This is a genomic window from Candidatus Leptofilum sp., from assembly GCF_965223285.1.
Taxonomy (GTDB): Bacteria; Chloroflexota; Anaerolineae; order Promineifilales; family Promineifilaceae; genus Leptofilum.
Window position 1 is genome coordinate 133962 of the sequence record NZ_OZ244997.1, and the last position, 25413, is coordinate 159374.

Genomic DNA, 25413 nt, shown 5'->3' on the forward strand with positions numbered 1-25413 from the left:
CGGCCGTTTCTGCCAACATGAGTAGCGAATCATCCCCGCAAACACCCACTGGCACCGCCTGCAACATCTTCCCCACTGACCACATCTGGAACACTCCCATAGACAATATGCCCATCCATTCCCTGTCCGACGCCTACGTCGCTAGCATTGGTCTCAATAGTAACCTGCATCCCGACTTTGGCTCTGGCCTGTGGAACGGCGGCCCAATTGGCATTCCCTACGCAGAAGTCCCCGGCTCCCAGCCAAACGTACCCATCAACTACACAGATTATGGCGACGAAAGCGACCCCGGCCCCTTCCCCATCCCGCCAGACGCCCCCATCGAAGGCGGCCCCAGCAGCGACGGCGACCGACACGTGCTGGTACTAGACAGCGACAACTGCCTGCTGTACGAACTGTTCTACGCCTTCCCCGTCAATAGCGGCACCAGTTGGGACGCCAGCTCCGGCGCGATGTACGATCTCAACGGCTACGCCCTGCGGCCAGACGGCTGGACCTCTGCCGACGCTGCCGGGCTGCCCATTTTCCCCGGCCTGGTACGGTACGATGAGGTCGCCGCAGGCAGCATCAACCACGCCATTCGCTTTACGGCCGTGCAAACCCAGCGTGCTTACGTTTGGCCCGCCCGCCACTACGCCTCCAGCATCACCGACAGCAACGTGCCGCCCATGGGGCAACGCTTCCGCCTCAAAGCCAATTTTGACATCTCCGGCTTCCACCCCGACGTGCAGGTCATCCTGCAAGCAATGAAAACGTATGGCCTCATCCTGGCTGATAACGGCTCAGATTGGTTCATCTCCGGCGCGCCAGATGAGCGCTGGGACGACAACATTCTTGACCAGATCAAATCTATCTCCGGCAGCAACTTCGAGGCCGTCGATGTCACGCCGCTCCAGCTCCACCCAGATTCTGGCCAAGTGCGCATCTTCGACAAGTCTCTCTTTTTGCCAACCATTCAAGCCACACCTTAGCCAACTATTCTTGACAATATTTGTCCACATTTGCTAAAATTAGTTTGTGAACTATTTCACAACTCGCTAATTCAACTATCCGATGTTGTCCAAATTTGTTTGGACAGATCGCACTTTGGAGTAAGCTCATGTCATCTGCACCCGCAACGACCCGGCAGGCACGCCTGCCCCATCCCCCTGGCCCGATGGGCAAATGGCCCCAGGGCGTTCTCAAACAGTTTCAGGATGAACCGCTCGATACCATGATGGAGATGTTTCGTGAATATGGCGACGCGATTCGTTTTCGCGCCGCGCTCAATTTTTACGGCTATCTCTTCTTTCATCCTGACCATTACAAGCACATTTTGCAGGACAACAACCGCAACTACACCAAAATGCCGCATCCCTCGTTGAGTATGCTGAAGCCGGTGGTGGGCAATGGCTTGCTCACTAGCGATGGCGACTTTTGGCGGCGGCAGCGGCGGCTAGCGGCCCCCGCCTTCCATCGCAAGCGCATTGCCGAGTTTGCCACAACCATGACCGCTTCAACCGAAACGATGCTGGAAGGCTGGCACGGAGTGGCCAAAGACGGCCGTCCCCTGGACATTAACGAAGCGATGATGCACCTAACGCTGGAAATTGTGGGCAAAACGCTGTTCAGCATTGATCTGACCCGCGAAGCAGACACGGTGGGCGATGCGTTTTCGGCCGTTAACGAGGAGATTGCCCGGCTCACCAGCATCCCCTTTGCCGATATTGGCCTCAAGATTCCCTTCTTGCCCAGCACGCGGCGGGTGAATAAGCACACGGCCGTTCTCACCCAGGTTGTTCACGGCATCATCCAGGAACGCCGCCAATCTGGCTTAGAAACCGAAGATCTGCTGGGCATGTTGATGGCCGCCCGCGATGAAGAGACGGGCGAAGGGATGAGCGATCAGCAGCTTCACGACGAGGTGATGACCATTATGCTGGCGGGTCATGAAACAACGGCCGTTGCCCTGGCCTGGACGTTTTATTTGCTTTCTGAACATCCAGACGTGCTCGCTGAATTGGAAGCGGAGGTGGATGGGGTTTTGAACGGCCGTCTCCCCACCTTTGACGACGTACCCAACCTCAGCTACACCACCATGGTGCTAGAAGAAAGTATGCGCCTCTACCCGCCCGCCTACGCGCTGGCCCGCTGGGGCAACGAGGAAGATGAGGTTGGCGGCTACTACGTGCCAAAAAATTCGGTCATCACCATGAGTTCTTACGTAACCCACCGCCATCCTGAGTTTTGGGACGAGCCAGAACGATTTGATCCGCAGCGTTTCACCCCGGAGCGCAAGGCGGAACGGCCGCGCTATGCGTACCTCCCCTTTGGCGGTGGGCCACGCCTTTGCATCGGTAACAGCTTTGCCATGACCGAAGCGATCTTGCTCTTGGCAAGCATTGTGCAGCGTTATCGGCTAACGTTGCTGCCCGACACGCAGGTAGAGCTTGAGCCGCTCATCACCCTGTGCCCCAAAGGGCAGTTAATGATGACGCTAACACCACGATAATTGTAGAGACGTTGCAATGCAACGTCTCTACCTGAACAGATCATTACCCCTTGGTCCTAACCTCTTCATTGTTGATAACTTCCCCTTTATAATCCAGACAAATAATCTTAAGGAGCATTTTATGCACAATTGGAAACGCTGGTTTGGCCTGGGTCTGTTACTGTTGATTTTGGTGGCCTGCACCGAAGAGGCTGAACCAACCGCCACTCCTCGCCCGAACGAGCCAGATGAGCCAACGCCAAGCGAAACAAATGCACCAACCGAACCCTCGACACCAACCGAGACGCCAGCAGAGGAAACGGCCGTGCCCGATCCAACCACTCCCCCGGACCCCACAACGTTTAGCTGGCCGCCCCCACCCACTGCCTACGAAACGTTAAGCCGTGCCCCCGTCACCGAGGCTGAACAGGCCACTTTTGCCGCTTTGGAAGCCAACTATCCGCCAGAGCGGGACGACGTGGCTCTGGCAATTGCTTATCGGGGCCTGACAGATTTGCCAACTGCCGTTACCAATCCCAAACAATACGCCGTTGGTGATCGCGAACCCATCTCAATCCTCAACATCGATACCATCACCCTCTCAACACCTGACTTTGAACTGCTGCACATCAGCGACCATGCTTACTTTTGGTTCGACACCACACCAGGCCTCACGTTTCCAAGTGAGCAGGCGTTGGCCCAAACCGGAGCAGCCTTCGATGAGATTTATGAACAAGTAACCATCATCTTCGGCTCTGAAGACAATCCCGGCGTTGATGGCGATCCGCGCATTCATATCGTTAATGCTTCTCCTGTCTCTGTTTGCAGCGTCACGGTCGCCACCGCCAACCAATGTGGCCTCGGCGGTTACTTTGGCTCCAGCGACATTCTGCCTCAGAGCGTGGACCCCAGCTCGAACGAGCGCGAAATGTTCGTCATGAACGGCAGCCTGTTTGGCCTGGGTAGCTACCTGGACATTTTGGCCCACGAATTTCGCCACATGATAGAAGCCAACTACGACGTTAACGATTGGGATTGGGAGGTAGAAGGTTCTGCCATGCTGGCCGAAGATTTGCTGGGCTTTTCCAGCGACCCAATTTCGCGGGGGAATGCGTTCCTGAGCAATCCAGACCAGCAGCTAAACCGCTGGGGCGACACCTTTACCCTGCCTTACTACGGCCAGGGATACGTAATGAACCGGTACATCTACAACCGGCTGGGTGAAAAGCTGTACCGCGACTTTGCCACCCATCCAGAGCCGGGCTTTGCCGCCATTGATGCCATCGCTGCCACCAACAACCTGGGCTTTGACGGCATGGATATCTTTCTGGATTGGCTGGTGGCACTAGCTATTCACGACGACCCCAATGCCCCTGCGGTTTATGAACTGCGGGATGGCTTGAATACGGCCGCTTTCACCGGCATCAACAACTTCCCCACCAATGTAAACACAACCGTGAGCCAGTACGCAGCCGACTATTACCAACTATCCGGCAGCGGCAATGCCACGCTGAACTTCATCGGCAGCAACCATGTGCCACTCATGCAGGTGCTGCCCCGCTCCGGGGAGCATATGTGGCTGGCCAACCGCGCTAACTACAGCAACATGCGCCTCACCCGCGAATTTGACCTCAGCGGCGTGAGCAACGCCACCCTGGCCTATGCCGTCTTCCACGATATTGAACTGAGCTACGACTTTGCCTACGTTTCAATTTCTATAGACGGCGGGCAGACGTGGCAAGGCTTGGTGGGCCAAAATATGCAGGGCACTGAGTTCTTCCACGATTCATCCGATTCCGCCTTCACCGACCGCTTTTACACTGACAATAGCGGTGGCTGGGTCAAGGAAACAATTGACCTCTCCACCTACGGTGGGCAGGTAGTGCAAATTCGCTTTGAGTACGTCACCGATCCCATCCTGACCCTCGGCGGCATTGCCTTCGACAATATTGCCATCCCCGAAATTGGTTTCTACGACGGAGCAGAGGAAGAGGCGGGCTGGCTAGCTGAGGGCTTTGTACGGGCAACTGGCTACGTGCCACAGCGCTGGCACGTCATCCTGGTCACGTATGAAAACGGCACACCGGTTGCCAGTGAGGTTGAATTGGCGGAGGACAACACAGCTGCGGTACAATTTTCGTTAGCGCGGGCGGGCGGTAGAGCACCAATCATCATCATCGCCGCCACCAGCCCCATGACGCTAGAACCAGCCCATTACCAACTTGAACTTACCCAGTAACAATTGTGACGAGGAGTGAGCATTCTCAAATGCGAACGGATCATTCAAGACGCATCTGAGGATGCTTACTCCACCTTGATGGAGAAATTATGAAACAGTTACGCTACCTTTTCCTCTTGCTTCTCAGCCTGGGACTGCTGCTGGCGGCCTGCGGCGGAGACCCCACCCCCACACCACGCCCGGTTGACGATGACGACGATGGTGCTGCCGCGCCAACGGCCGAAGTTGTTGAAGTTGAAGTCACAATCGTCGTTACGGCCACGCCGGAGCCAAACGCACCCATCGAAGCAACCCCCACGCCCACACCAGCCACCGATGAAGTTGAGGACCGTCCAGTTGACCTGGCCGATTTACCTGGCCCACCAGCGGCAATCGTTAATGATGAAGGTGGCCCAGTGGGCATCACCGGCGAGGTGGAATACACGAATCCCTTCTTCAACGTGGGCGTGGCTGCCCCGGTTGTCATCTTAGAGGATCAGGCGGGCTTTGTGGATCGAGACGAAGATTATCTGTTCCCCGTTGAATCCCAATCCTTGGGCCAAATCACCTCAGACTTCTACACCTCACCATTTAACTACTCCATTGCCCTGCCCATTGAGCCAAAGGGTGGCTTCCGCGATGTGGACAACGATGGCGAGGAAGACATTGGGGTGCAGGTATTTGCAGTGGCCTACTGGAACAATGTCTTTGGCGACCCCTTCCTGGAAGAGCGAGATTTGGGCGGCGGCGGCTGGTCCACAGCTTATGCTTCCACCATCATCAGCGACGACCCGGAATTTGAGCGGGAAATTGTGGGTGGCTACTTCCTGGTGTATGCTCAGGACGACCAGCAGGGCTTCCCCAGCGGCTTTGGCGACGACATGCTGCTCTTCACCGAAGACGATCCCATCGTGACGCTGCCGCAAGGGTACACAATCGTCAATTTGGATACCGAGCCATTCACCTTCGACCGCTCCCGCAATCCGGTGATTGACCTCATCGAGCCGGAAGGAGCCGCGCTGGTGGATTACTCTGACCTGAGCTATACGGAGGCGTTTGATGCGCTGGTAGACCAACTCAGCAACGAATATGCGTTCACCGAATACAAAGGGATCGATTGGGAAGCGTTGCGCGATGAATATCGCCCCCGGTTTGAAGATGCCGACACCAACAACGACGAACTGGCATATTTGCGGGCGTTACGCGACTTTTCCTGGCAAATCCCCGATGGGCATATTTCTGGCCCGTTCCTGGGGGATGATTTCCGGGCTGCGGCGATTGGCGGCATTGGCATTGCGATCCGGGAACTGGATGACGGCCGTGTGCTTGTTAACTTCTTGCTAGAAGACGGCCCGGCGGCTGAGGCTGGTATGGAAATCCGCTCCGAAATTTTGGAAATGAACGGCCAGCCCATCGGCGACTACATTAGCAACACGGTGAGCTACTTTGCCCCATACAGCACCCCGCACAACCGGCGACTAGACCAGCTTCTGTTTGCCACGCGCTTCCCCGTCGGTACAGAGGTAGAAGTGACCTTCCAAAACCCTGGCAGTTTACCTGAGACGGTCACGCTGGAGGCAGTGGGTGAGGTAGAAAGCTTCAATTTCTGGCTGGAAGACGAAACCCGCGACGGCTTTGAACTGCCGCTGGAATACGAATTTCTAGAAGAAGAAGGGGTTGGTTACGTGCAGATTTTCAGCTTCTTCGACAACGATTTGCTCACCGTGCAGCTTTGGGAGCGGATGATTCAGGAGATGAACGAAAATAACGTCTCCAACCTCGTCATCGACATGCGGCGCAATGGTGGCGGCCGCGGCTTTTTGGCGGATCAGATGGCCGCTTACTTTTTCAACGAGCCGCTCGTGACTGGGAATTCCGGATTTTATGATGAAGATCGGGATGAATTTTACTTTAACCCAGATTATGAAGACACGTTCATCCTGCCGTCAGAAGAGTTTCGCTACAACGGCAACGTGGTGGTGATCGTCGGGCCTGACTGTGCGTCCGCTTGCGAATTTTTTAGCTACAACATGACCCTGGACGATCGGGCCACCATTGTCGGCACGTACCCGACGGCCGGTTTGGGTGGCAGCGTGGATGACGTGGCGATGCCTGCCGACGAGACGTTCCGCTTTACGCAGGGGCGGGCCGTTGATCCTGATGGCAACATCCACATCGAGGGAATCGGCGTGGTGCCAGACATTCGCGTGCCGCTGACCGAGGAAACATTGTTCAGCGACGGCGATCCGGTGCTGGAAGCGGCTTTTGCCTTCATCAATGGCGAGGCACCGGACGTGTCTGAGGGTGAAACCTTGGCGGTGGGGGATTCGGTTACGGCCGTTCTCGACCCCAACAGCAGCACGCGCTATACCGTCACCCTCAATGCGGGAGAGGTTGTTGGTCTCATTTTGGAAAGCGGCAGTGACCGGCCGTTTATCCTGACCGTTTACGACGAGGACGGCGAACTCCTGGCCGCTACCGATCCCGATACCCTAACCGGCTTTGAAAACGTGGATTTCGGCATCGACATCACCATTATTCTGGAAGTTTCCACAGAAGAGGGCAGTGGCGGCGAGTATACGTTGACGATTGAAGACCAAAGTTAGCCAGTTTTCGGTAAACAGTTAGCGGTAATCGGTACAAGCTATGAATACCGATTACCGGTAACGGATTAGCCAAATGACCGACAGCATAACGCCAGAAACTGCCCGTAGCTTCTACGACTGGCTGGGGGTGAAGCATGATGTAGGCGGCCGTTTTGAGCGTCGGGCCAAGGATCGAGCATTGGAGTTGCTGGATGTTGGCTCGGCGCAGCGGCTGCTGAACGTGGGGGTGGGTACGGGCAAAGAGCAGCGCACCATTCAGGCGGCGCTGCCGCCCGGCGGGCAAGCGTTTGGCATTGATTTGTCCGGGGAAATGTTGAAAGTAACGCAGCGGCGAGTGCCGGAGACGCAGCTTGCCCAGGCAATGGCATGGCAGCTACCGTTTGCGAGCAGCAGCTTTGACCGGGTGTTTTGTACATATGTTTTGGATTTGTTGGAAACGGCCGTACTCCCCCAAACTCTCACCGAATTTCACCGCGTCCTCCAACCCGGCGGCAAGCTCATCCTCGTTTCCCTCACCGAAGGCGTCAATGCCCCTAGCCGAACGCTCGTTGGGCTCTGGAAAGCAGCCTATCGTCTCCACCCACTTCTCCTCGGCGGCTGTCGGCCGTTGCAGCTACAACCGCTGGTGCAGCAAGCCAGATTTTCTATCATTCACCGGGAAGTCATTGTGCAGCTTGGCGTGCCGAGTGAGCTGATTTTGGCTGAGAAGTGATTAACGTTCGACGCGATTTCTCATTTTGAACACCTTGTCCTGACGTACATATCCATGCTAAACTGTACGGCAAAGGAGTTTGCTATGGCTATTCAAGAAAAAAAGAAATTGACGCTTCGCTTGAACAAGCAGCTAATTGAGCAAGCCAAAAAGTATGCCGCCAAACACAATCTTTCGGTTTCTGAGTTAGTGGAAACTTACTTTTTGCACTTAAAAAATGATGATGCGGCTGACCATACCCCACTTGTCCGCCAGCTAACGGGCATATTGCCGGAATCTGTAGACGTGGAGCAGCTTCACGGGGATCATTTGATAGAGAAGTATGGCCAATAAACCCACAATTCTAGTGGACTTGAACGTGATTGTGGACGTAATCCAGCAGCGTCAACCATTTTACGAAGAATCGGCGCGGGTGGTGGATACCGTTGTGCGGGGGCAGGCAGCGGGTTGGCTAGCAGCGCACAGTTTCACCACGTTGTTTTACGTTATAAATCGAGTTAGGAATCGGGAAACGGCCGTTACCGCCATAACCGGTTTGCTAGAAGCGTTTTCCGTGGCGGCCGTAGATGATCAAGTCATACGCCAAGCCCTGGCCTGGGGCTGGCCAGATTTTGAAGACGCGGTGCAAATGGCGGCGGCGGTGAATGCCAAAGCTGATTACCTTATCACCCGCAACCCCCGCGATTTTAAGGTCGGCATCCTCCCCGTTATCCAACCTGCCGCCTTTTTAACTTTGCTTGATTTATGATGCTTGGGACACGGCCATTGTCCATCACTTTCGCCCTAGTCAGCCAAGTTGCAGCGTACTTGCTTTTGTCAAAAATTGGTTCCAGAATAAGTGGATCGCACCTCCGCTATGGGTAGATTTCATCTATTGGCAAGACAGGGAACCTTTCTTGCCAAGTATATAATAAGCACTGGGGCGTCCCCGCCGTGCTGCAGTAGTGCAAGGGGCTCGGTGTCCGAAAACCTTACTCTAGCGGGGGAACTGTATATTCAGCTTATTTACATCGCGCAACTCTTGTTTTTGATTTTGGCATTTTAGTATAGCTCGGCATTAGCAATGGCTATGCTGATTTGGTTCGCAATGCTCTGCAGCAGCGGAATATCTATTTCCCTATAGGCGTGTGCTTTATAAGATTGCAAACATATTAATCCCGTCGGGCTGCTTTCTTGTAACAATGGAACGCATATAGAAGATTTGGCTGGACGATCTGTTATAGTAAATAGCTCAATCTGCATGAGGGAGGCATTCAAAAACTGGGATTTGTCCTGATGAAGGAAGGCGTGAAGTGGATCATTTGGCACAAGGATACGACTTTCTAGCTGAACAGGCTCATCTTCAACTATGACGAGCAATGGCTGATATTCATTAGTATTTGGGTTGTAGCGTGCCAGTTGGAAGATGGTATTATCTAGCAATCGACCGACTTCTCTATAAATATTTTGGGCAAGACGTTGGATATCTACTAACTCGCGAGATATGTTGGACTGCACTTGGTTTAAGGTTATGAGTTCCTGAGCGCGGTGAAGGGCTTCATCTAACAAGTGAATATTTTCTAATTGGGTCATGAGGTGATCGACAATTGTTTGGGCAAAAACGAGGTTTGATTGGGAAAACGATCGTTCCCCATACAGCGCATCAATTGCCAAATAACCAAGAAGCTCTTGCTGACTGGCTGCCGGAATAAGCAAAGAGGCATCTGCACCAAATTGGGTCACGTGCTGCTGAATTGCTTCTTTTGGCACCTTGTCCATTTTTGGAGACAGTATAATCGGTTTTTGCTCACGACTGAGGCGCTCAAAGATTGAATCGCCCAGCAATGGCAGATGGTATGGTTTGTCGAACGTTTTGTTGTTAGAGCTGGCCACCAGCTTGCCGCTGCCTTCTCCTGGTTCATAAACAACAAAGCGGCATTGAAACGCCCCAGTATACGCTTGCAGCTCACGGACGGTGATGTCGAGCGCGTCGTCGCGGGTGATTGTTTGGTTTAGTGCTCGACCAATACGGTAAAGTAAATCTGTTTGGCGCATAAGGCGTTGATTTACTAAAATAATAGCAGCCTGATCAGCCAGTGTGCGGACGGACTGTAGGGCTTCGACAGCGTAGAAATTCGGCACTTTGTGTGCCAGCACCAGGGTTCCCAGCCATTCTTCAGCAGTACAAATAGGGATGAAAGCAGCGGCTCGCATCTCGTGTTGGATAAGCAACCAGCGGGTATAAGGATCAAATTTCTTTTCTGTTTGGATATCGGCTAAAATGACAATTTCGGTGTGGGTGATGCGGTCGTTAAAGTCGTATTTTCCCTGAGGGAAACGATGGTTTTCATCGGCTTCAATGGGGTCTAGACTCCAGGAAACAGGAACAATCAAGTAGTTAGGCGCTTTTGGATCAGCAACCATGATTTGGGCTGCGTGGCTAATATTGGTAACCTGGACAAAATCAACCAGGATTTTATAGATTTCGTAAGCATTAGTAGTTTGCTCTATGCGGCGGCTGGCGGCGTAAAGGCGGTTGGATTCAGCTAAGGTTTGTTCGATTTTGGCGCGACGCATTGCTTCGTCCAGTTCGTTCCGCTGCTGTTGGTGGCTAACATGCAAAAAGTCTTCTTCGAGGTGATTAAGCCTAGGTTCACTGATTCGTATCCACTCTTGAGCTTGGCTTAATCGCCCACCTCGATAAAGGTAGCTACTGTCTCGGTTATTGACCTCCCAAGCAAGCGCAGCCTCGGTTAGTTGGCGGTGCAAGCGTAAACCCTCGCGATCTTCATCCAGCCAGCTTTGCAGCGTAGGCCATTCCCGTATCAATGCTTCATGAGCCACTTCCACACCATCCTCACTGGTTGTTAGCAAACGAGCATCGGCCAACTGTTTTAGCACATTCTCTACACCACTGCGCGAATCATTTTGCGGTACCAGCTCACTCAACGTAACCCTGCGACGTGTGTCCTGCGTCCCTTCACCCAGCTCTGTCAGCCGTAAAAAGATGCTCCGCGCTATTTTTTGCTCGCTTTTAGGTAAATCCAGATAAATATTCTCTGCAGATTGGGCGATTGCTCCCTTTACCCCACCAGTTGCTCGGTAGCCAGACAGTGTCAGCATACGACCACGTCGCCGTTCCCACGTTTCCCACAGTGCATGGGAGAGTAAAGGCAATGCGCCGGGTTCTTGACCAACATCTTCTAAAATCTCCTCTACCAACCCTTTCTGAAATCTCCAGTTTCCTTTGGCTGCTGGTCCCAGGATAGCCGCTTGCAGCTCATCCTGGCTCATCGGGCCAAGTAGCTCTTGCCTCTCTTTTAATATTTGGCGCAGTGGTTCATAGCGCAAACAAGGAGCATAGAAGTCTGCGCGCAAAGTGATAATGATTTTGCAATTAGGTTGGGCAGCCCTTACCACATTCGCAATAAATGCCTCTCGCTGCGCCTCATCTTTGCATTGGCTAAATATTTCTTCAAATTGATCAATGACTATCAGCAAGGGATTTTCAGCTGGAAGTTGCTTGCCTAAGCTGTTCCGAATCGTATTGGCATCCGTTTTAAGTTTGCGTAAAATCGTTGACTGTAAATGTCTATCGTTCGGGAAAAAGGTGTCTACTAACTTCTCCAACGGTCGTGAGGTTGGTGTCATCACTTTCGTTTGCCAATCTCCTAATGGGGGCACATAACCATCCACCAGTGGCTTGTCTCGTTTCATGGCGGGCACAACCCCAGCCCGCACAACAGACGATTTCCCGCTGCCTGAATCCCCTACAACGGCAAGAAAATCAGTTTCATGAAGGCGATTAACAAGTGTTGCAACTACCTTTTCCCTGCCAAAAAACCAATCAGCATCTTCCTCATCGTAATAATGCAAATCTCGATAAGGAGGAGCGCCTGCTTCTGGCGGTAAATGCTCAATGTCTTGAATAGGAACGCCATAAATAACTGTGGCACCAGGCCCAATGGCGACGGCTTGGCTCTTTTCAATATTCCCAACATTGATATCTGACTTTTTTTGGTCTTTATTCTCGTCTGACATATTTCATTTACCTTAAACGGACTTCAAAACACAGCTATTTCTTGCCTGCAAATAACTCACCCTCGAACAGGAGTTGTAAATTTCCAATTCATATGCAGGCGCAGCTTGCATATCTCATCGATACATGAAGTAAATCGTGACGGTTTTTTTAGTTAAGTTGAGTCGATTTTGATGTTTACTTTCTTCATCATGAACACAGGCAAGGCTTGGAAGCAATTGTGTCCACATTGTAAAGCCATCCACAAAAATGGCAAGAGGGCAATGTAGGGGCAGGACGACCGGGTTTCATCTTTGCTAAATGAATCTTCTCGTCTCCCGGTCGTCTCGCCCAAATTTGGCATTGAAAAGGGTGAGATGGCGCGGAGACAAATGATGTCGCTCGGGACATCTTCTGCCGCGCCATCCCACTCCTACCGGCGGTTTTTGGTTTCTGGGTTAGCGGCGGCGATTCCAGAGGAGGAGGGCGAGGCCGCCAACGCCTGCGGCAATGGCGGCAACGATGCCACCGCTGTTTTTGCGGCGGGATTTGACCCCTTTGGCCTGAATCGGAATCTTGGCCAGTGCTGCGCTGGATTCTACCTGAAGCTGAGTAAATTGTGCTGGATCAGCCTTTAACTCGGCGGCAAGCTGGCGTTTTTGGGCAAATTGTTCGTCGGTGACAACATCTTCAAAAGAGCGTAAATCGGCAATTTGGAACTGGTGCTTTTTGAAGAGGCGGTAGATTTCCTTGACCCGCTCCACAGAAATGTTGCGACCGAGCGTGTAATCTTCGAAACGGCCGTCCATCGCCAAAAGCGCCGTCTCTGCCAAACAAGCGTAAGCCGTCTTGGGCGGTAAGCCAATGTTGTAGCCAAAATCAATGTCGCCGGGAATGAGCACCTCGCCGCTTTCGATCACCAGCACGTCGGGGCGCAGGGCGGCCTCGGTGGGGCTGATGTCTGGCGGGCGGGCCACATCGCAGATGACCGCGCCGGGCTTGCATTTGGTGATGTCCACAATACGCTGCCCAAAGGCGGAGGTGGCCGTCACGATGAGGTCACAGTCGCCAATCAGCTCGTCGGGGCGGGTGGCGATGGCCACGTTAGCCCCCGGCGTCTCTTCCTGGATGGTACGTTTGAGGTCAATCAGCCGCTCCGGCTCAATCGAGACCAGCACCACATCATAAATGGCCTGCGCCAGCAGGCGAGAGCAAACGGAGCCAATCGACCCCGTTGCGCCGATGATCATCACCTTGCCTTTGGTGAGATTGGTGGCACCCATCTTGATGACCGCTTGCTTGGCAGCTTCCAGCGTGGCGGCGACGGTGAGGCTGTTGCCGCTGGTGATGGCGATATCAGCTTCGTGAGCGACGGTGATGCCCGCATCCCCTACGACGCTGGTGAACGCACCTAGCCCCATGATGCGTGCGCCCTTGCGCTCCGACATATGCGCCGCTTGGCGCAGCCGGTCGTATGTGAACCGTTCGCCGTGCTTCATCATCTGGCGCGGCGTGGCTCCCAGGCTAAACAGATGCCCCTCGATCCGCTGCCCGGTGGTGGGCGACTGCCCGCCGGTAATCCGTGAAATAGGAATCGGCGGAATGTAGGCGGCAAAGTATTCCACGAGGTTATCTGGCAAATATTTGGTCCAGCGGAAGGCACGATGGCTGTGAATGAAGCTGATGCTGAGGGGGTGGATGACAAAAGCGAAGCGGTTAATATCTGTATTTTCTGGCTGGAGGGTGCGGATGGCGGGCGTCCACTCCAGATCGGCCATCATGTCCAGATAGGTGTCTTCGTCGAGCGATGCGTTGGGATCGGGGCGCAGAGCGGTCAGTGCAGCCTCGACGGTGGCGGCGGACCATTGTCCCAGCCCTGCCGTTTCATCCAGCGCGGGCATGAGGGTGACGACAATGTCCACGCCCCGCGCCTGCAAGTCGGCCAGGTCTGCTTCGCTGGCGTTTTCTACCACGATGGTTTTGCGCTTGAGCGTTTCGGGGGCAAAATGTCGAATCGTGCCAATGTCTCCGGCGATCACGTCGGCCCAGTCGAAGGGGGCTTGGTTGGTGGCGAGCTTGCCGTTTGCCTGCGGATACAGCGTTTCATACGATACATCTTTCAGGCGATCTAGCGTGAAGGGTGCGGCCTGATTGCGCGTCTGGCGGAAGCCCACGCCCGGCACCTTGGGCAGATGGAAATAGATGAACGGATCGGCGTAGCGGATGGTGCAGCCGTGTCTTTCCAGGGCGCGGGCCATGCCGTTGTGGTTAACGCCAGGGGTCATGAGCACCCGCTTACGGCTAAAGATGCCCGGCTGGGCCCGATCGGCCAAAATGATGCCCCATCGCTCCAGGCCAGCCCGGATGATACGGCCGTCTACCACGGGTGTTTGTTGGGCAACGGCCGTTAAACTAGCCCCATCTGCATGATCACGTTTGGCTGGACCAAGCTCTAGCTGGGCAGGCATGCCGTGCAGCGCAATCGCGTCTACCTGGCCATCCAGTTTGGTGATGAGTTCACGCGCTGTATCTAGGCTGTTAGCGCAGTTCAGGTGGCGAATCTGGAGCGATTGCCCCATGAAGGTGACGGTTTCGATATCTTCCGGGCGATTCAGGTGCAGGACAACAATTTGTTTCATATTTCCCCTTGTTTTAGCGGAGTTCGCATCCTCAGATGCGAACGGTGACGGGCATCTGAGGATGCCCTACTCCTCACTTGGGTAGGATACTAAATTGTAATCCGATTTCATTAGGAAGAACAGCACCGAAGCCGCGTGAACTCTGTCACCTTCAACCTGAAAATCCGCAGATTTCACAGATTTTCGCAGATTTTTTGTTTTTAATCTGCGTAATCTGCGAAATCTGTGGCTTAGTTTTTTTGCAAAGGAAGGTGGACAAAGACCTGAGTGCCGGGGGGTTGGTGGTGGAAGGCGATTCGGCCGTTCATTCCCACCACAATCGCCTGCACAATGGCTAAACCGAGGCCGTTGCCGGGGAAATCGGCCGTGTTGCGTCCGCGATGAAAACGGCCGAACAGATGCGGCATATCTTCTGCGGGAATGCCAATGCCCGTGTCCGTGATGGTGAGGCAGGCAAAATCACCTTCTTGCGCCAACAAAACCGCCACCTCGCCGCCAGCGGGGGTGAACTTGAGGGCATTGTCCAGCAGGTTTTGGGCGGCTTGGCGCAAACGCAGCGGATTGCCGAAAACGTGCAGTGGCTCGTCTGGCAAGGTGAGGCCAAACTGGATGTCGGCTTGTTCAGCACGGGAGGCAAACAGTTCGGCCGTTTCTTGCAGTAGTTGGTTCACATTCACAATTTCGCTATCGTCATTGCTGTTGGCCTCGATGCGCGATAGGTCGAGCAGGCTGTTGGTAAGCGTCTCCAAGCGCACGGCCTGCTCTTTGGCACGCTCAATTTTGGCCGCTTGGCCGGGGTCTAAATTGGCCTGGCTCACCGTTTGCAGATCGGTTTGCAGAGCCGTTAGCGGCGTGTGCAGTTCGTGGGCGGCGTCGGCGATAAATTGACGCAGGGTGGTAATGGTGCCTTCCACCTGATCGGCCATCTTGTTGAAGCTGCTGCCCAGCGTGCCTAGCTCATCCTGCCTCTGCACGGCCGTTCGCGCTGCCAAATCGCCGTCGGCCATGCGGGTGGTGACTTCAGTGAGGGTGAGCAACGGCCGTACCAATCGCCGACTCACCCACCAGCCCACCTGTCCAGCCAAAACCATCGCCACGAGCGAAGCAATGAGCCAGCCCACAAACACATTTTGCAAAATATCACGGCCGTAGGCCGGACCTTGTGACAGTTCGAGGGTTGCCAGGAGACGGCCGTTTTCATCTTCAACGGGGAGACTGATTTTGAGATTGGAAACGGCCGTGTCCGAAGCTGTCCCATCCCCAAAACCAAAGCCAAACTGAGTGCCAACTACCGGCAACACGTCGCTAACTACTTCCCGCGTCACGGTTGTGGTGCGGGTGATAACGCCTGTGGATTCCTCAAATTCCTCATCAACTAGCACGCCTTCTTCAAGGGTGCCGTCCTCAATCAACTGTGTCGTTATATTCTCATCAACAGCCCCAAACAGCCCTGGTTGGATCACAATTGTTGATTCCGTCACCTCCTGAAAGTTGCTGCTGGAAACTGGCTGCTCAAAGGTCTGCTCGACGCCATCAATCTCAATGGCAACTGAAATCTGGGTGGAATCATCAGCCTGGCGCGGATCGCCGGAATCGGCTAGCAAGGCAACGGGGTCTGGGCCTGGTGTATAAATTTGCACCCGCGTTTGCGACAAGAAGGCCATCCCTTTGACGTTAGCCTGCAGCTGTCCAATGTCCATTTCTTGCAGAAATGGCACGACGCGCTCGGCAATCACCTGGGCATTCCCGGCCAGGTAATCTAGCTCTTGCTGGCGATAAAAACGCTGCAATGTCGTGAGCAAGACAGCACCCAGCACTAATGTGGCCACAAGGGCAATCAGGGCGTAATTGATGGGCAGGCGCCAACGAAGTGATTTTGGCATCGTTCCTTTCACGATTTCCCCGGAAACTGATAGTTTCCGGGGAAATTAGGCATTATCTCTCCAAAGAGTATACCAATAGTTCAGCGATGAGGCGGTCACCGCGCCGGGTTCCCCAAGCAGAGATGGTGGCTAATTCGCCAATCTCCTCCGTTGAATCAACCCGCCGCACAATCTGCGGCACGCTGCCGCTTTGCCCGGCTGTGATGGTGTCATCTCGATACAGAATCGTGTCTCGATTGGTCACGATTTCAATCTCTGGCCCTTCATGGCTGGCGATTAACGGCCGTTCCGGGTCAGCCATGTCAACATTCATATGCACAGCACCAGTGCCAACCACAAACGCATCATCCTGGCGACGCACAAAAATGCCAACCACATCCGCCTTCCGTTCTGGCAATTCGGCTGCGCGGATAACCCGACTGGCCAAGGAAATAGTCAGCCCATCCCCCGAACTTTGGATAAGTGGCTCTTCGACGGAAGTGACTGATTGTTTTTGGGTTTGCCACAGCTGTACGGCCGTATACGCCGCCGCAGCCAGCACCACAACCAAAATGAGTACGCCACCACTCCATAAAACGGTTCGTTTCATCACACACCTGCCTTATAGAACTTGGACACAGATGATCACTGATTTTCACTGATCTATTCTCTTACCTGCGTTCATCAGTGAAAATCAGCGGCCCATTATTTACTCAAACGCGCCTCCGCCGAGCGGACCGTACACCAACACCGTGGCCACAATGCGGTCGCCGCGCCGCTCGCCCCACACTTCCAGTTCCACATTGCCCGTGATGTCGTCAGGGGAATCGACCTGGCGGACCTGCTGTACCACTTCGCGCTCGCCGCTTTCTTGCCCAGGCTGCAAGCTCAAGTCTGTCACGTCGCGGTAAAGAATTGTGTCTGGCGTCAGCACAATCTCTAAAACCGGACCATCTGTGGTGGGGATGAGGCTGGTGCTTTCTTGTCCGGTATCTGGATTAACTTCAATATCCACTTCCAGACCGATGGTGCCTGTGCCAACAAGCAAGGTGTTGTCTTCCCGGCTCTGCAAAATACCGAAGGCGGCGGCTGGCTCATTGGGCAATTCGGGCGCAGGCAAGATGGTGGTTTGCACAGCCACAGACGGCCCGCCGTCTTGGGAAGAGATGGATTGAACCACCTTGCCACCGCCGCTGGCAGCAGCGGCCGTTTCCTCCCCATCTGCCCCGCTGCCCAATAAGCGAACGGCCGTGTACGCCCCACCTGCCAATAAAACGATGATCGCGAAAACGGCCGTGCCAATCAAAACTGTTCGCCTGTTCATCATCGCGTCTCCGCAAACACAATCACAGTCGCCACCACCCGGTCACCGCGCCGCTCACCCCAAGCCGTGATGGATGCCCCGCCCTGCAAGTCAGTTGGCGGATCAACCTGGCGCACCGCCTGCTGTAATGTCTGCTCCTTCGATTCCGAGGCTTCAAAGCTCACTTCAGTGATGTCTTCATAAAAGATGGTGCCCTGCGTTACCACCACCTCTACTTCTGGGCCGCTGTGATCCACTGCCACTTGCGGCTCACCATTTTCAATTTGAACATTGACGCTGGTAGAGCCAGTGCCAACGAAGTAACTGTTATCCTCCTGCCGCAAAAAGACACCGCCCGCCGCAAATTCCTCAGTTGGCAGCTCAGTTGCCGGCAAAATGACGGTTTTCACCGTCACCGGACTGCCGCTGCCGTCATCGTACACATCCTCAAACACCTGCGCCCCGGCGGGCAGATCATTACTTTCTGGCGGATTGAGTAGGCGAACGGCCGTAAACGCCCCGGCTCCCAACACCGCCAATACACCAACCAAACCAATTCCTAACCAAATTGAACGTTTCATTTTAACTCTCCTTTTCAATTGTCATACTCGCGCAGGCGGGTATCCATCTTCTTGTCCAGAATAGATTCCCACCTGCGCGGTAATGACATCTAAATAAAAAATCTGCGTACGCTATAAGTGCAAATCTGTAGATAAATTTTTACTCATACCGTAATGCTTCAATCGGATCGAGGCGCGACGCCCGCACCGCTGGATAAAGTCCAAAAACCAACCCTGTGAGCAAGGCCACGCCAAAAGCCAGCGGGATGCTGCGCGGGTCTAGCAAGGCCACCCCCTGGTTGAGCGACGCCGCCAAGGGGACGGTGAGAATGCCAACGGCCGTTCCCAAAAGCCCACCTGCTGCACTAATCAGCACTGCTTCCAATAAAAATTGGCGCACAATATCACCTGACTGCGCCCCGACGGCCAGCCGAACGCCAATCTCACGCGTGCGCTCCGTTACGCTCACCAACATCACGTTCATGATGCCAATGCCGCCCACCACCAGTGACACCGTAGCCATCGCTGCCAGCAAAAAGGAAAAGGTACGTGCCGCTGCCTGCTGCGCTCCCAAAATCTCCTGGCGCGTCGTTAGCTCAAAATCATCCTCAAAATCACCCAATTCATCTTGCCCTACGCCGTGCCGCTGCCGCAGATATTCGATGATCTGGTTGCGAGCCGTTGCCATCTGCGCCTCGTCGCTAACGCGGGCGATGATGCCCACCGACGGTTCGGTATCGAACAGGTTCAAAATGGCGGTGCTGATAGGCAGATAGAGCGCCTCATTGGGGCGCAGCTGGTTTCGCAGCGAGGGATTGATCACCTCTAGCTCTGCCAGAACACCAATAACCAAGCATTTGCGCCGATTGACCCAAATCAGTTCGTCTAATGGCTCGTCCCCTTCAAACAGGTCTGCGGCCGTTTTATGCCCCAGCACGCAGACGTCTGCATTGGCAATCACTTCTGAGGGGGTGAAGAAACGGCCGTTTCCCAAAAATCCATCCGGCGTTAGCGGCATCCCGTCCGGCCAGGCCACCGGCTGTACCTGCCCCTCCGTTACCAGATTGGCCAGCCCGTCGGCGGTGGTGCCCAGCACGCCCATATCCAGCACGTTGCGATCCCGCCGAATTTTGCCCTCGCCCCCTACCGACATGATGACGCGCTGCACCAGCGGCACCGCTTCTGGCATCTGTAACCCATCTTCAAAAGAAAGAATCTCGCCAACGGGAACCAGTTCCCCCTGGTCAATCTTTTCCTTCACGCTAATCTGCACCATGTCGGAGCCGAGGTAGCGGAAGTTGGCATCCACCGCCGCCCGCGCCCCATTGCCCAAGGCCAACATGCTAATCACCGAGGCCACGCCAATAACAATGCCCAGCGTCGTTAGCGTGGCCCGCAGCTTGTTGCCCATAATGCCGTTCCAGGCGGTTACAATTGTGTTTAGTAATGTCATATTGCCTTGTTGTAGGGGCGGTTCGCGAACCGCCCCTACCCGAGTGATTGGTTCCTTTCCTCGCGGATGATTTGGCCGTCGTGGAGATGTAGGATACGTTGGGTATGGCTAGCAACTTGCGGGTCGTGGGTGACAAGGATGATGGTACGGCCGTTGCCACTTTCACTATTCAATTCACCCAGCAACTCCATAATGTCTGCCCCCGTATGGCTGTCTAAGTTGCCTGTGGGTTCGTCTGCCAAAATGATGGCTGGGTTGGCGACGAGGGCGCGGGCAATGGCCACCCGCTGCCGTTGTCCCCCAGAAAGCTCCGTCGGGCGATGGTGCAGCCGGTCAGCCAAGCCAACCCGTTCCAGAGCCGCCTCGGCCCGCTGGCGCACCTGTGGCTGGCGACCCCCGTACTGCAAAGGCAGCATCACGTTCGTTAAAGCCGTCAGTCGCGGCAACAAATTAAACGTCTGGAAGACAAAGCCAATCTGCTCATTGCGAATGGTGGCCCGCTGCCGCCGGGAAAGTTGCCCCACATCCTCGCCCGCCAGCACGTACTGCCCGCCGCTGGGCGAATCTAGGCAGCCCAGCAGGTGCATCAGCGTCGATTTGCCGCTGCCGGATGGCCCCATCAGGGCCACAAATTCACCTGCTGTCACCTGAAACGAGACGCCGCGCAGGGCGTGGACAATTTGCTCGCCCATCTGGTATTGGCGGCTCAAATCGTGGGCTTCGATGACGGCACTCATTCGCCCACCACCTCATCCCCTGACTGCAAACCAGACAAGATAGCCATGAACACATCGCCGCGCAGCCCAACCGTCACCTCTTGCTCCACACGCTGCCCGTTTTGCCACAGTTGAAGCAGGGCCGTGCCATCTGAGCGTGGCCGAACCAGCGTGCGTGGCAGCCGCACCGTGTCCAGCACCTCGGCCACAATAATCGAAGCATCCACCGTCATGCCGGGGAATACGCCGTCAGGCAACCGCTCGTCGATAGTTATGTAAACATGATAAAGGGGTCGTGCTTCGCCAATGACCCGCTGCGGCACCAGCCGGGCTACCGTCCCCTGCACCGCCAAATCGGGCCGGGCATCAAAGAACAACTCGGTAGGCAGACCAATTTGCACATCGGCCAAATCTTCCTCGATGACGGTGGTTCGCACTTCGCCGAGGGCGGGATCAGCCAGCAGCACCAAATTCGTACCCGCACCGACCGCTTCGCCAGGCGTTACAAAAACATCCAGCACGACGCCATCAAAGGGCGCAACCAACACGGTGGCGGCAAGTTTGGCTTCGGCTTGGGCAACGGCCGTTTCCAGCAAAGGATTCACGCCAGCGTCCTGTAAAAATTCCAATGTTAAATTGGCCCGATCCAGCTCCGTTTGCTGGGCTTCCACCTGCTGCCCCACTGCCCACCGCTGGTTGAGCACGCTGTTGTACTCCGCCTCGGCAATCTGGCGGCTGGCCTGCGCGTATTGCAGTTCCAGCCGATACGCTTCGATCACGTCTGGCGGCTCCCAATGACGATCCAACGCTTTGCTGTACTCATTTTCGGCGCGAGCTTCTGCCTCCCGTGCGAGCTGCAAATTGACCTCGGCGGCTGTCAGCAGGGGAAATTGCGCCTGCGTTGAACCAACCAACGCCTCGCTGGTGGCGGCAGAGAGTTCCGCTTCGGCCAACTGCTGCGCCCACGCTTCCTGCGCCTGCGCCAGTTCAATTTGGGCAACTTCCAGAGCAAGTTGGTACGGAATCGGGTCAATTTTGGCGATGACGTCCCCGGCGGATACGGCCGTTCCGGGACGCACGTTTAGCTCAATAAGACCGCCGTCTACGTCCATGCCCAGCATCATTTGCTGGGTGCCAACCAGCTGCCCCGGTGCTGTTACCGTGCGCTGCACGTCTCCTTGTGTGGCAGCAATGGTGACAGGTGCAGAGGGTGTGGTGGGAACGGCCGTTTGCTGCGACACATACCCCCAATAGCCTGCCCCACCAACCACCGCCAGCCCCAACATGGCAGCCACAATAATCATCCAACGCTTCATTATCTGACCTCCATCAACATGGTGTCAGAATAAGTTGGCTAGATTGTGGTTTGGTTATGGGGAAATTTCAGCTTTGTAATGCGTGGTTACGGTTTTGTAATCAAACGGACTCACTAACTTGCCCTGGCCTATCTGCAGACCAAATGATATGTCGAAAAGTAAAGACAACAGTTATAATCCGAATGAATACCACCTTGTCCAAAGGCTTAAACTCTTTTAACTGTCAAATTTTGTATTGAAAGTTGGCAATTATTGCCATCATTCTTAACGAGGTGACTCACTATGACTGTTCAGGAATTCGGCATACTCGCAACGTTACTGCTTACAATAATTGGTTGGGGAGTAACATATTATTATCAAAAAAGAATTCTCGAAAGGCAAATGCAATTTGGGAGAGCACTTGAAATAAAGAAATTAGTTGCTCCCCGAATATTTAAGCAAACCGATGAAATTATCCAATGGCTAAATGAAGGGCAAAGTTTAGCCAGAAACTACTTGTATGTCAGCGGCAAGAGCCATGGTTTTAAAGATTCCATAACGGAATTTAAAGAATTAATCCCCGGCTTACCTCAAAGTGAATTGCCTTCTGATATACAAACGAAATTGGAAAAAGAATCATCAAAGATCATCAATAAATTTAATGAGGAGTTACATTCTATTAAGGATAGATATGTTTCGTGGACAGAAAAACATGGTCTGGTGATGACTCAATATGGGCAACTTGCATTTGGTGTTGGTGCTGAAAAACTAGCAGTAGATTCAACTCGCGTATTTTCCGACTACATGGATGCTGTTAGTAAAATAATATTTGATGAAGTGACTAATCAATCCACCGATGATGCTATCGAACAAATGGGGGAATGCTATATGATTTTGCTTGATTCAGTTTTACTCTTGACTGACAAAGCAATTAAGGCAGATTAGGTTTCCCAAAATCCTATACAAGGATACTGCAGTCGGATTATGAACTGCTTATAAGGGCTTCTTTGTACTCCAGTGCATCAATGGCTGAATCTATTCTTCAAACAGCAAGACGATAACCATCGCCGGGAACAGCGAGAATAAGGGTTGGCTGGCTGAGGTTAGCTGCGTGCTCATCTTCAACACCCGTATCAAGCCCAAGACACAACAATAAATTTGTGTTAGGCAAGGGTCAGATCAGTTTGCGGAAAATCATCCCCCACAAACAGCAGCGGCATATTTGCTAACTTGGCAACAGCATAGGAAAGGCAATCACCGAAATTTAATCCCGCAGGATGTCTGCCTTTGCCATATTTCAACCAAGCACCAACGGCCGTACCAAAATGTTCTTCACTAAACGGAATCGTGACAATATTCGCATCGCGCAAAAACCTGCCCAGAAGGCCTCGCGCATCCTGGTTAAGCCTGGCAGATAAGACGATGCCGCACTCTACTAAAGTTGGTGCCCCTATCCCAACTTCCGTGGCCTCAGTCATCTTTGTCATCAAAATTTCGTGTCCAGGCTCTTTGAAAATGATAGCCACAATGGCGGAGCTGTCTAAAATCATATGCCCAATTCTCCATAACCGAGGATAGCTTCTTCATCCTCTTTGCTTAGCCGTTTGCCCAGTTGGTCAGCGGGAATTTGGGGCCAGATTTCTTCTTCGAGCAAAGCTACAAGCCTTTGATGCTTATTGGGGCTGGCAAAATGCAAGGACAACCGTCTACGGCGTTCCTCCAACGCTTTGCGAATTGCCTCCGTTTTGGTTTCCCCGGTCAAATTGACTACTTCATTCAGCAAACTCTCTACATCTTGGTTTTTGATATTGATAGCCATATGGAACCTCCATTTACAGGAGATTTTACACAATTTTACACCTTTCTTCAATTATTATTTATTTCTTCAATTGCGGAAGATTTTTGACAAATTCATTGAATGACAAAAAAACAGATTGGCCTGATTCATGAACACAAAAATCAGGCCAACCTATTGTGGTGGCCAACGGCCGTTGCCAGCCCTGGCCGATATCCGAGGAGGATATTCGTCTTATCTTGAGGCGCTTTCTGGTCGCGCCTCCTGGTAATCAAACGTCACTTCAATGCGAATGCGGCGCACATGGTTCAGCGTTTGGAAAAATTTGTTGATCCGAACCAACAGGCGCGGCCGATGCCGAACCGGCCTATGATTCACCATGCTTTGCCCCTTCTTGGCAGCACGTAAACGTTGTTCAAATAAGAAACTCTCACCTGCGGGGTGCATCATTTACCTCCTTGTGAGGCTGGCAAGAGAATTACAATCTTGCCTTACCGATACAACACAATTAAGGCTCTTTGGGATTTTATAGAGTTAGCATCGAATTTACGCGAATGAACGCTAATTTTCGTGTGAATTCGCGCCAATTCGGTGCAAAAATCAGTTGAGCCCCACCAAATCCTGAAAACCCACAATTAATTCTTTAAAATGTAAGATAACGCCTGCAAAATGCCTTCGATCCTGTCGGGGTTCAAGCTGTAACATTTTGCACCATCACGACGGCGTTCCGTCAGATAACCCGTGGCACTTAGCTGCTTGAGATGGCGCGAAGCAGCCGATTGGCTGAGCGAAAGCCGGTTGATAATGTCCTGCGAACATTGCTCTCCCTCTTCGCTGATAATTTGCAAAATGCGCAGCCGGGTGTCGTCTGCCAGGGCGTTAAGCCGTACCAATAGCTCAGAGCGGCTCAGATCAGGCGAAGTGACGTCTGTTCCTTCTGGCAACCTGGCCCCAAAAATCAGCCACACGGCTCCATTTGGTTTGAACGTTCCTAAATAAGGCCCAATGTGCGCCGACGGTACAAAGACAACCTGCGTTACCTTTTCGTTGCCCAGCATTATTTCCCAATGCTCTGGCAGATCTTGCCCCACAACGGTCCGCGCCGCTTCTAGCGGGGTCATGCCGCTAAAATCTACATGAGCAAAGGCGGTAACGCTGGTTTGCAACATCGGCTGGATGCGCTGCCACTCCGGTTTGAGAATGATCTGCCACATTTCTCGCAGATGGTTGACAATGGTTTGCTGCATGGTCGGCGGGTCAACCATCAAGGCATACGCTTCCCTCTCGATGGCTTCATCAATTTTTTCGTCAGGAAAACGGCCGTACAAATAATCCAAATAAGCCTCAGCACTAGATAAAACCTGCGCCCGTTCTACAATGGGTGTTCCTGGCTTACAGGACAAACTCTCGTAAGCGTCTAAAATCTTGTTGCGCAGGGCAACGGGATCATGCGCTGCCAAATTGTCCACATACGCTTCAAAGCTGGACCAGCTGCGATTGGGAACAATGGCATAATGTAAGCCGAGCAAAACCAGTTTGTTCAGGTGCAGCTGCTGTGGCGAGAGGGAAACGGCCGTTTGCGTTACCCATTCGCCGTACCCAGAAAGATACTCCGACTTATTGAGCAGCATAAGGCTGTTTAACAAATGGTAGACCGGTTCCAGCGCAACCATGATAGTTGCTTGCTGTGGTTTGCGAACGATATCTGTGGTCGGAGCAGGCATATCAACAATCCTCTATGTATTAATTCGTATTACCCGCTTGAGTGGGTAATGTGAATATTATAC

Annotated in this window: 21 protein-coding genes; 8 read left to right on the forward strand and 13 right to left on the reverse strand. The window is 53.5% G+C overall.

Translation table 11 applies throughout. The features are described 5' to 3' along the window. The first annotated feature begins 17 nt into the window (after positions 1-17). From ACOQPU_RS01140 to ACOQPU_RS01170, 7 genes are all read left to right on the forward strand, one after another. On the forward strand, positions 18-971 hold the full coding sequence (locus ACOQPU_RS01140) for a hypothetical protein (RefSeq protein WP_420645882.1): 954 nt from the start codon (positions 18-20) through the stop codon (positions 969-971). 128 nt (positions 972-1099) lie between these two features. After that, entirely contained in the window at positions 1100-2491 is a 1392-nt protein-coding gene (locus ACOQPU_RS01145; protein ID WP_420643301.1) for a cytochrome P450, read from the forward strand. Positions 2492-2612: 121 nt separating this feature from the next. Further along, complete coding sequence (locus ACOQPU_RS01150) at positions 2613-4709, forward strand: hypothetical protein (RefSeq protein ID WP_420643302.1); 2097 nt, start codon at positions 2613-2615, stop codon at positions 4707-4709. Between the two features lie 89 nt (positions 4710-4798). Further along, positions 4799-7294, forward strand: coding sequence for a S41 family peptidase (locus tag ACOQPU_RS01155; protein WP_420643303.1), 2496 nt, complete (start codon positions 4799-4801; stop codon positions 7292-7294). Between the two features lie 73 nt (positions 7295-7367). Continuing rightward, on the forward strand, positions 7368-8006 hold the full coding sequence (locus tag ACOQPU_RS01160) for a class I SAM-dependent methyltransferase (protein WP_420643304.1): 639 nt from the start codon (positions 7368-7370) through the stop codon (positions 8004-8006). Positions 8007-8090: 84 nt separating this feature from the next. Beyond that, positions 8091-8339, forward strand: coding sequence for a DUF6364 family protein (locus tag ACOQPU_RS01165; protein ID WP_420643305.1), 249 nt, complete (start codon positions 8091-8093; stop codon positions 8337-8339). Further along, a complete protein-coding gene (locus ACOQPU_RS01170; RefSeq protein ID WP_420643306.1) occupies positions 8329-8754 on the forward strand; it encodes a PIN domain-containing protein in 426 nt (141 codons plus the stop codon). The genes ACOQPU_RS01165 and ACOQPU_RS01170 overlap by 11 nt, the downstream gene beginning before the upstream one ends. 293 nt (positions 8755-9047) lie before the next feature. Here the strand turns inward: ACOQPU_RS01170 and ACOQPU_RS01175 are convergent, their stop codons facing one another. The 9 genes from ACOQPU_RS01175 to ACOQPU_RS01215 all read right to left on the reverse strand — a co-directional run bounded on the left by ACOQPU_RS01175 (position 9048) and on the right by ACOQPU_RS01215 (position 21852). After that, the gene (locus ACOQPU_RS01175) at positions 9048-12026 is read right to left on the reverse strand and encodes a GAF domain-containing protein (RefSeq protein ID WP_420643307.1); all 2979 of its coding nucleotides are present in this window, start codon (positions 12024-12026) and stop codon (positions 9048-9050) included. A 435-nt stretch (positions 12027-12461) separates the two neighbouring features. Then, positions 12462-14642, reverse strand: a complete 2181-nt coding sequence (locus ACOQPU_RS01180) for a serine carboxypeptidase (RefSeq protein ID WP_420643308.1) — start codon at positions 14640-14642, stop codon at positions 12462-12464. Between the two features lie 230 nt (positions 14643-14872). Continuing rightward, positions 14873-16525, reverse strand: coding sequence for a sensor histidine kinase (locus tag ACOQPU_RS01185; RefSeq protein ID WP_420643309.1), 1653 nt, complete (start codon positions 16523-16525; stop codon positions 14873-14875). A gap of 52 nt (positions 16526-16577) precedes the next feature. Then, positions 16578-17114 carry a hypothetical protein gene (locus tag ACOQPU_RS01190; protein WP_420643310.1) on the reverse strand — a complete coding sequence of 179 codons (537 nt, stop codon included), beginning with the start codon at positions 17112-17114 and terminating at the stop codon, positions 16578-16580. Positions 17115-17213: 99 nt separating this feature from the next. Next, positions 17214-17831 (reverse strand): hypothetical protein, encoded by a 618-nt coding sequence (locus tag ACOQPU_RS01195; RefSeq protein WP_420643311.1) that lies wholly within the window; start codon positions 17829-17831, stop codon positions 17214-17216. Next, positions 17828-18388 (reverse strand): hypothetical protein, encoded by a 561-nt coding sequence (locus tag ACOQPU_RS01200; protein WP_420643312.1) that lies wholly within the window; start codon positions 18386-18388, stop codon positions 17828-17830. The genes ACOQPU_RS01195 and ACOQPU_RS01200 overlap by 4 nt, the downstream gene beginning before the upstream one ends. Positions 18389-18527: 139 nt before the next feature. Further along, positions 18528-19820, reverse strand: a complete 1293-nt coding sequence (locus ACOQPU_RS01205) for an ABC transporter permease (protein WP_420643313.1) — start codon at positions 19818-19820, stop codon at positions 18528-18530. Positions 19821-19855: 35 nt separating this feature from the next. After that, positions 19856-20557 carry an ABC transporter ATP-binding protein gene (locus ACOQPU_RS01210; protein WP_420643314.1) on the reverse strand — a complete coding sequence of 234 codons (702 nt, stop codon included), beginning with the start codon at positions 20555-20557 and terminating at the stop codon, positions 19856-19858. Next, the gene (locus tag ACOQPU_RS01215; RefSeq protein WP_420643315.1) at positions 20554-21852 is read right to left on the reverse strand and encodes an HlyD family efflux transporter periplasmic adaptor subunit; all 1299 of its coding nucleotides are present in this window, start codon (positions 21850-21852) and stop codon (positions 20554-20556) included. The genes ACOQPU_RS01210 and ACOQPU_RS01215 overlap by 4 nt, the downstream gene beginning before the upstream one ends. 282 nt (positions 21853-22134) lie before the next feature. Between ACOQPU_RS01215 and ACOQPU_RS01220 the strand changes: the two genes are divergently transcribed. Next, complete coding sequence (locus ACOQPU_RS01220) at positions 22135-22776, forward strand: hypothetical protein (protein WP_420643316.1); 642 nt, start codon at positions 22135-22137, stop codon at positions 22774-22776. A 218-nt stretch (positions 22777-22994) separates the two neighbouring features. Here ACOQPU_RS01220 and ACOQPU_RS01225 read toward each other — a convergent pair whose 3' ends face one another. From ACOQPU_RS01225 to ACOQPU_RS01240, 4 genes are all read right to left on the reverse strand, one after another. Then, the gene (locus ACOQPU_RS01225) at positions 22995-23381 is read right to left on the reverse strand and encodes a type II toxin-antitoxin system VapC family toxin (protein ID WP_420643317.1); all 387 of its coding nucleotides are present in this window, start codon (positions 23379-23381) and stop codon (positions 22995-22997) included. Continuing rightward, a complete protein-coding gene (locus ACOQPU_RS01230) occupies positions 23378-23650 on the reverse strand; it encodes a type II toxin-antitoxin system VapB family antitoxin (RefSeq protein WP_420643318.1) in 273 nt (90 codons plus the stop codon). The genes ACOQPU_RS01225 and ACOQPU_RS01230 overlap by 4 nt, the downstream gene beginning before the upstream one ends. A gap of 210 nt (positions 23651-23860) precedes the next feature. After that, the gene (locus tag ACOQPU_RS01235) at positions 23861-24076 is read right to left on the reverse strand and encodes a hypothetical protein (protein ID WP_420643319.1); all 216 of its coding nucleotides are present in this window, start codon (positions 24074-24076) and stop codon (positions 23861-23863) included. 185 nt (positions 24077-24261) lie between these two features. After that, positions 24262-25350, reverse strand: a complete 1089-nt coding sequence (locus tag ACOQPU_RS01240) for an ArsR/SmtB family transcription factor (RefSeq protein ID WP_420643320.1) — start codon at positions 25348-25350, stop codon at positions 24262-24264. Positions 25351-25413 lie beyond the last annotated feature (63 nt).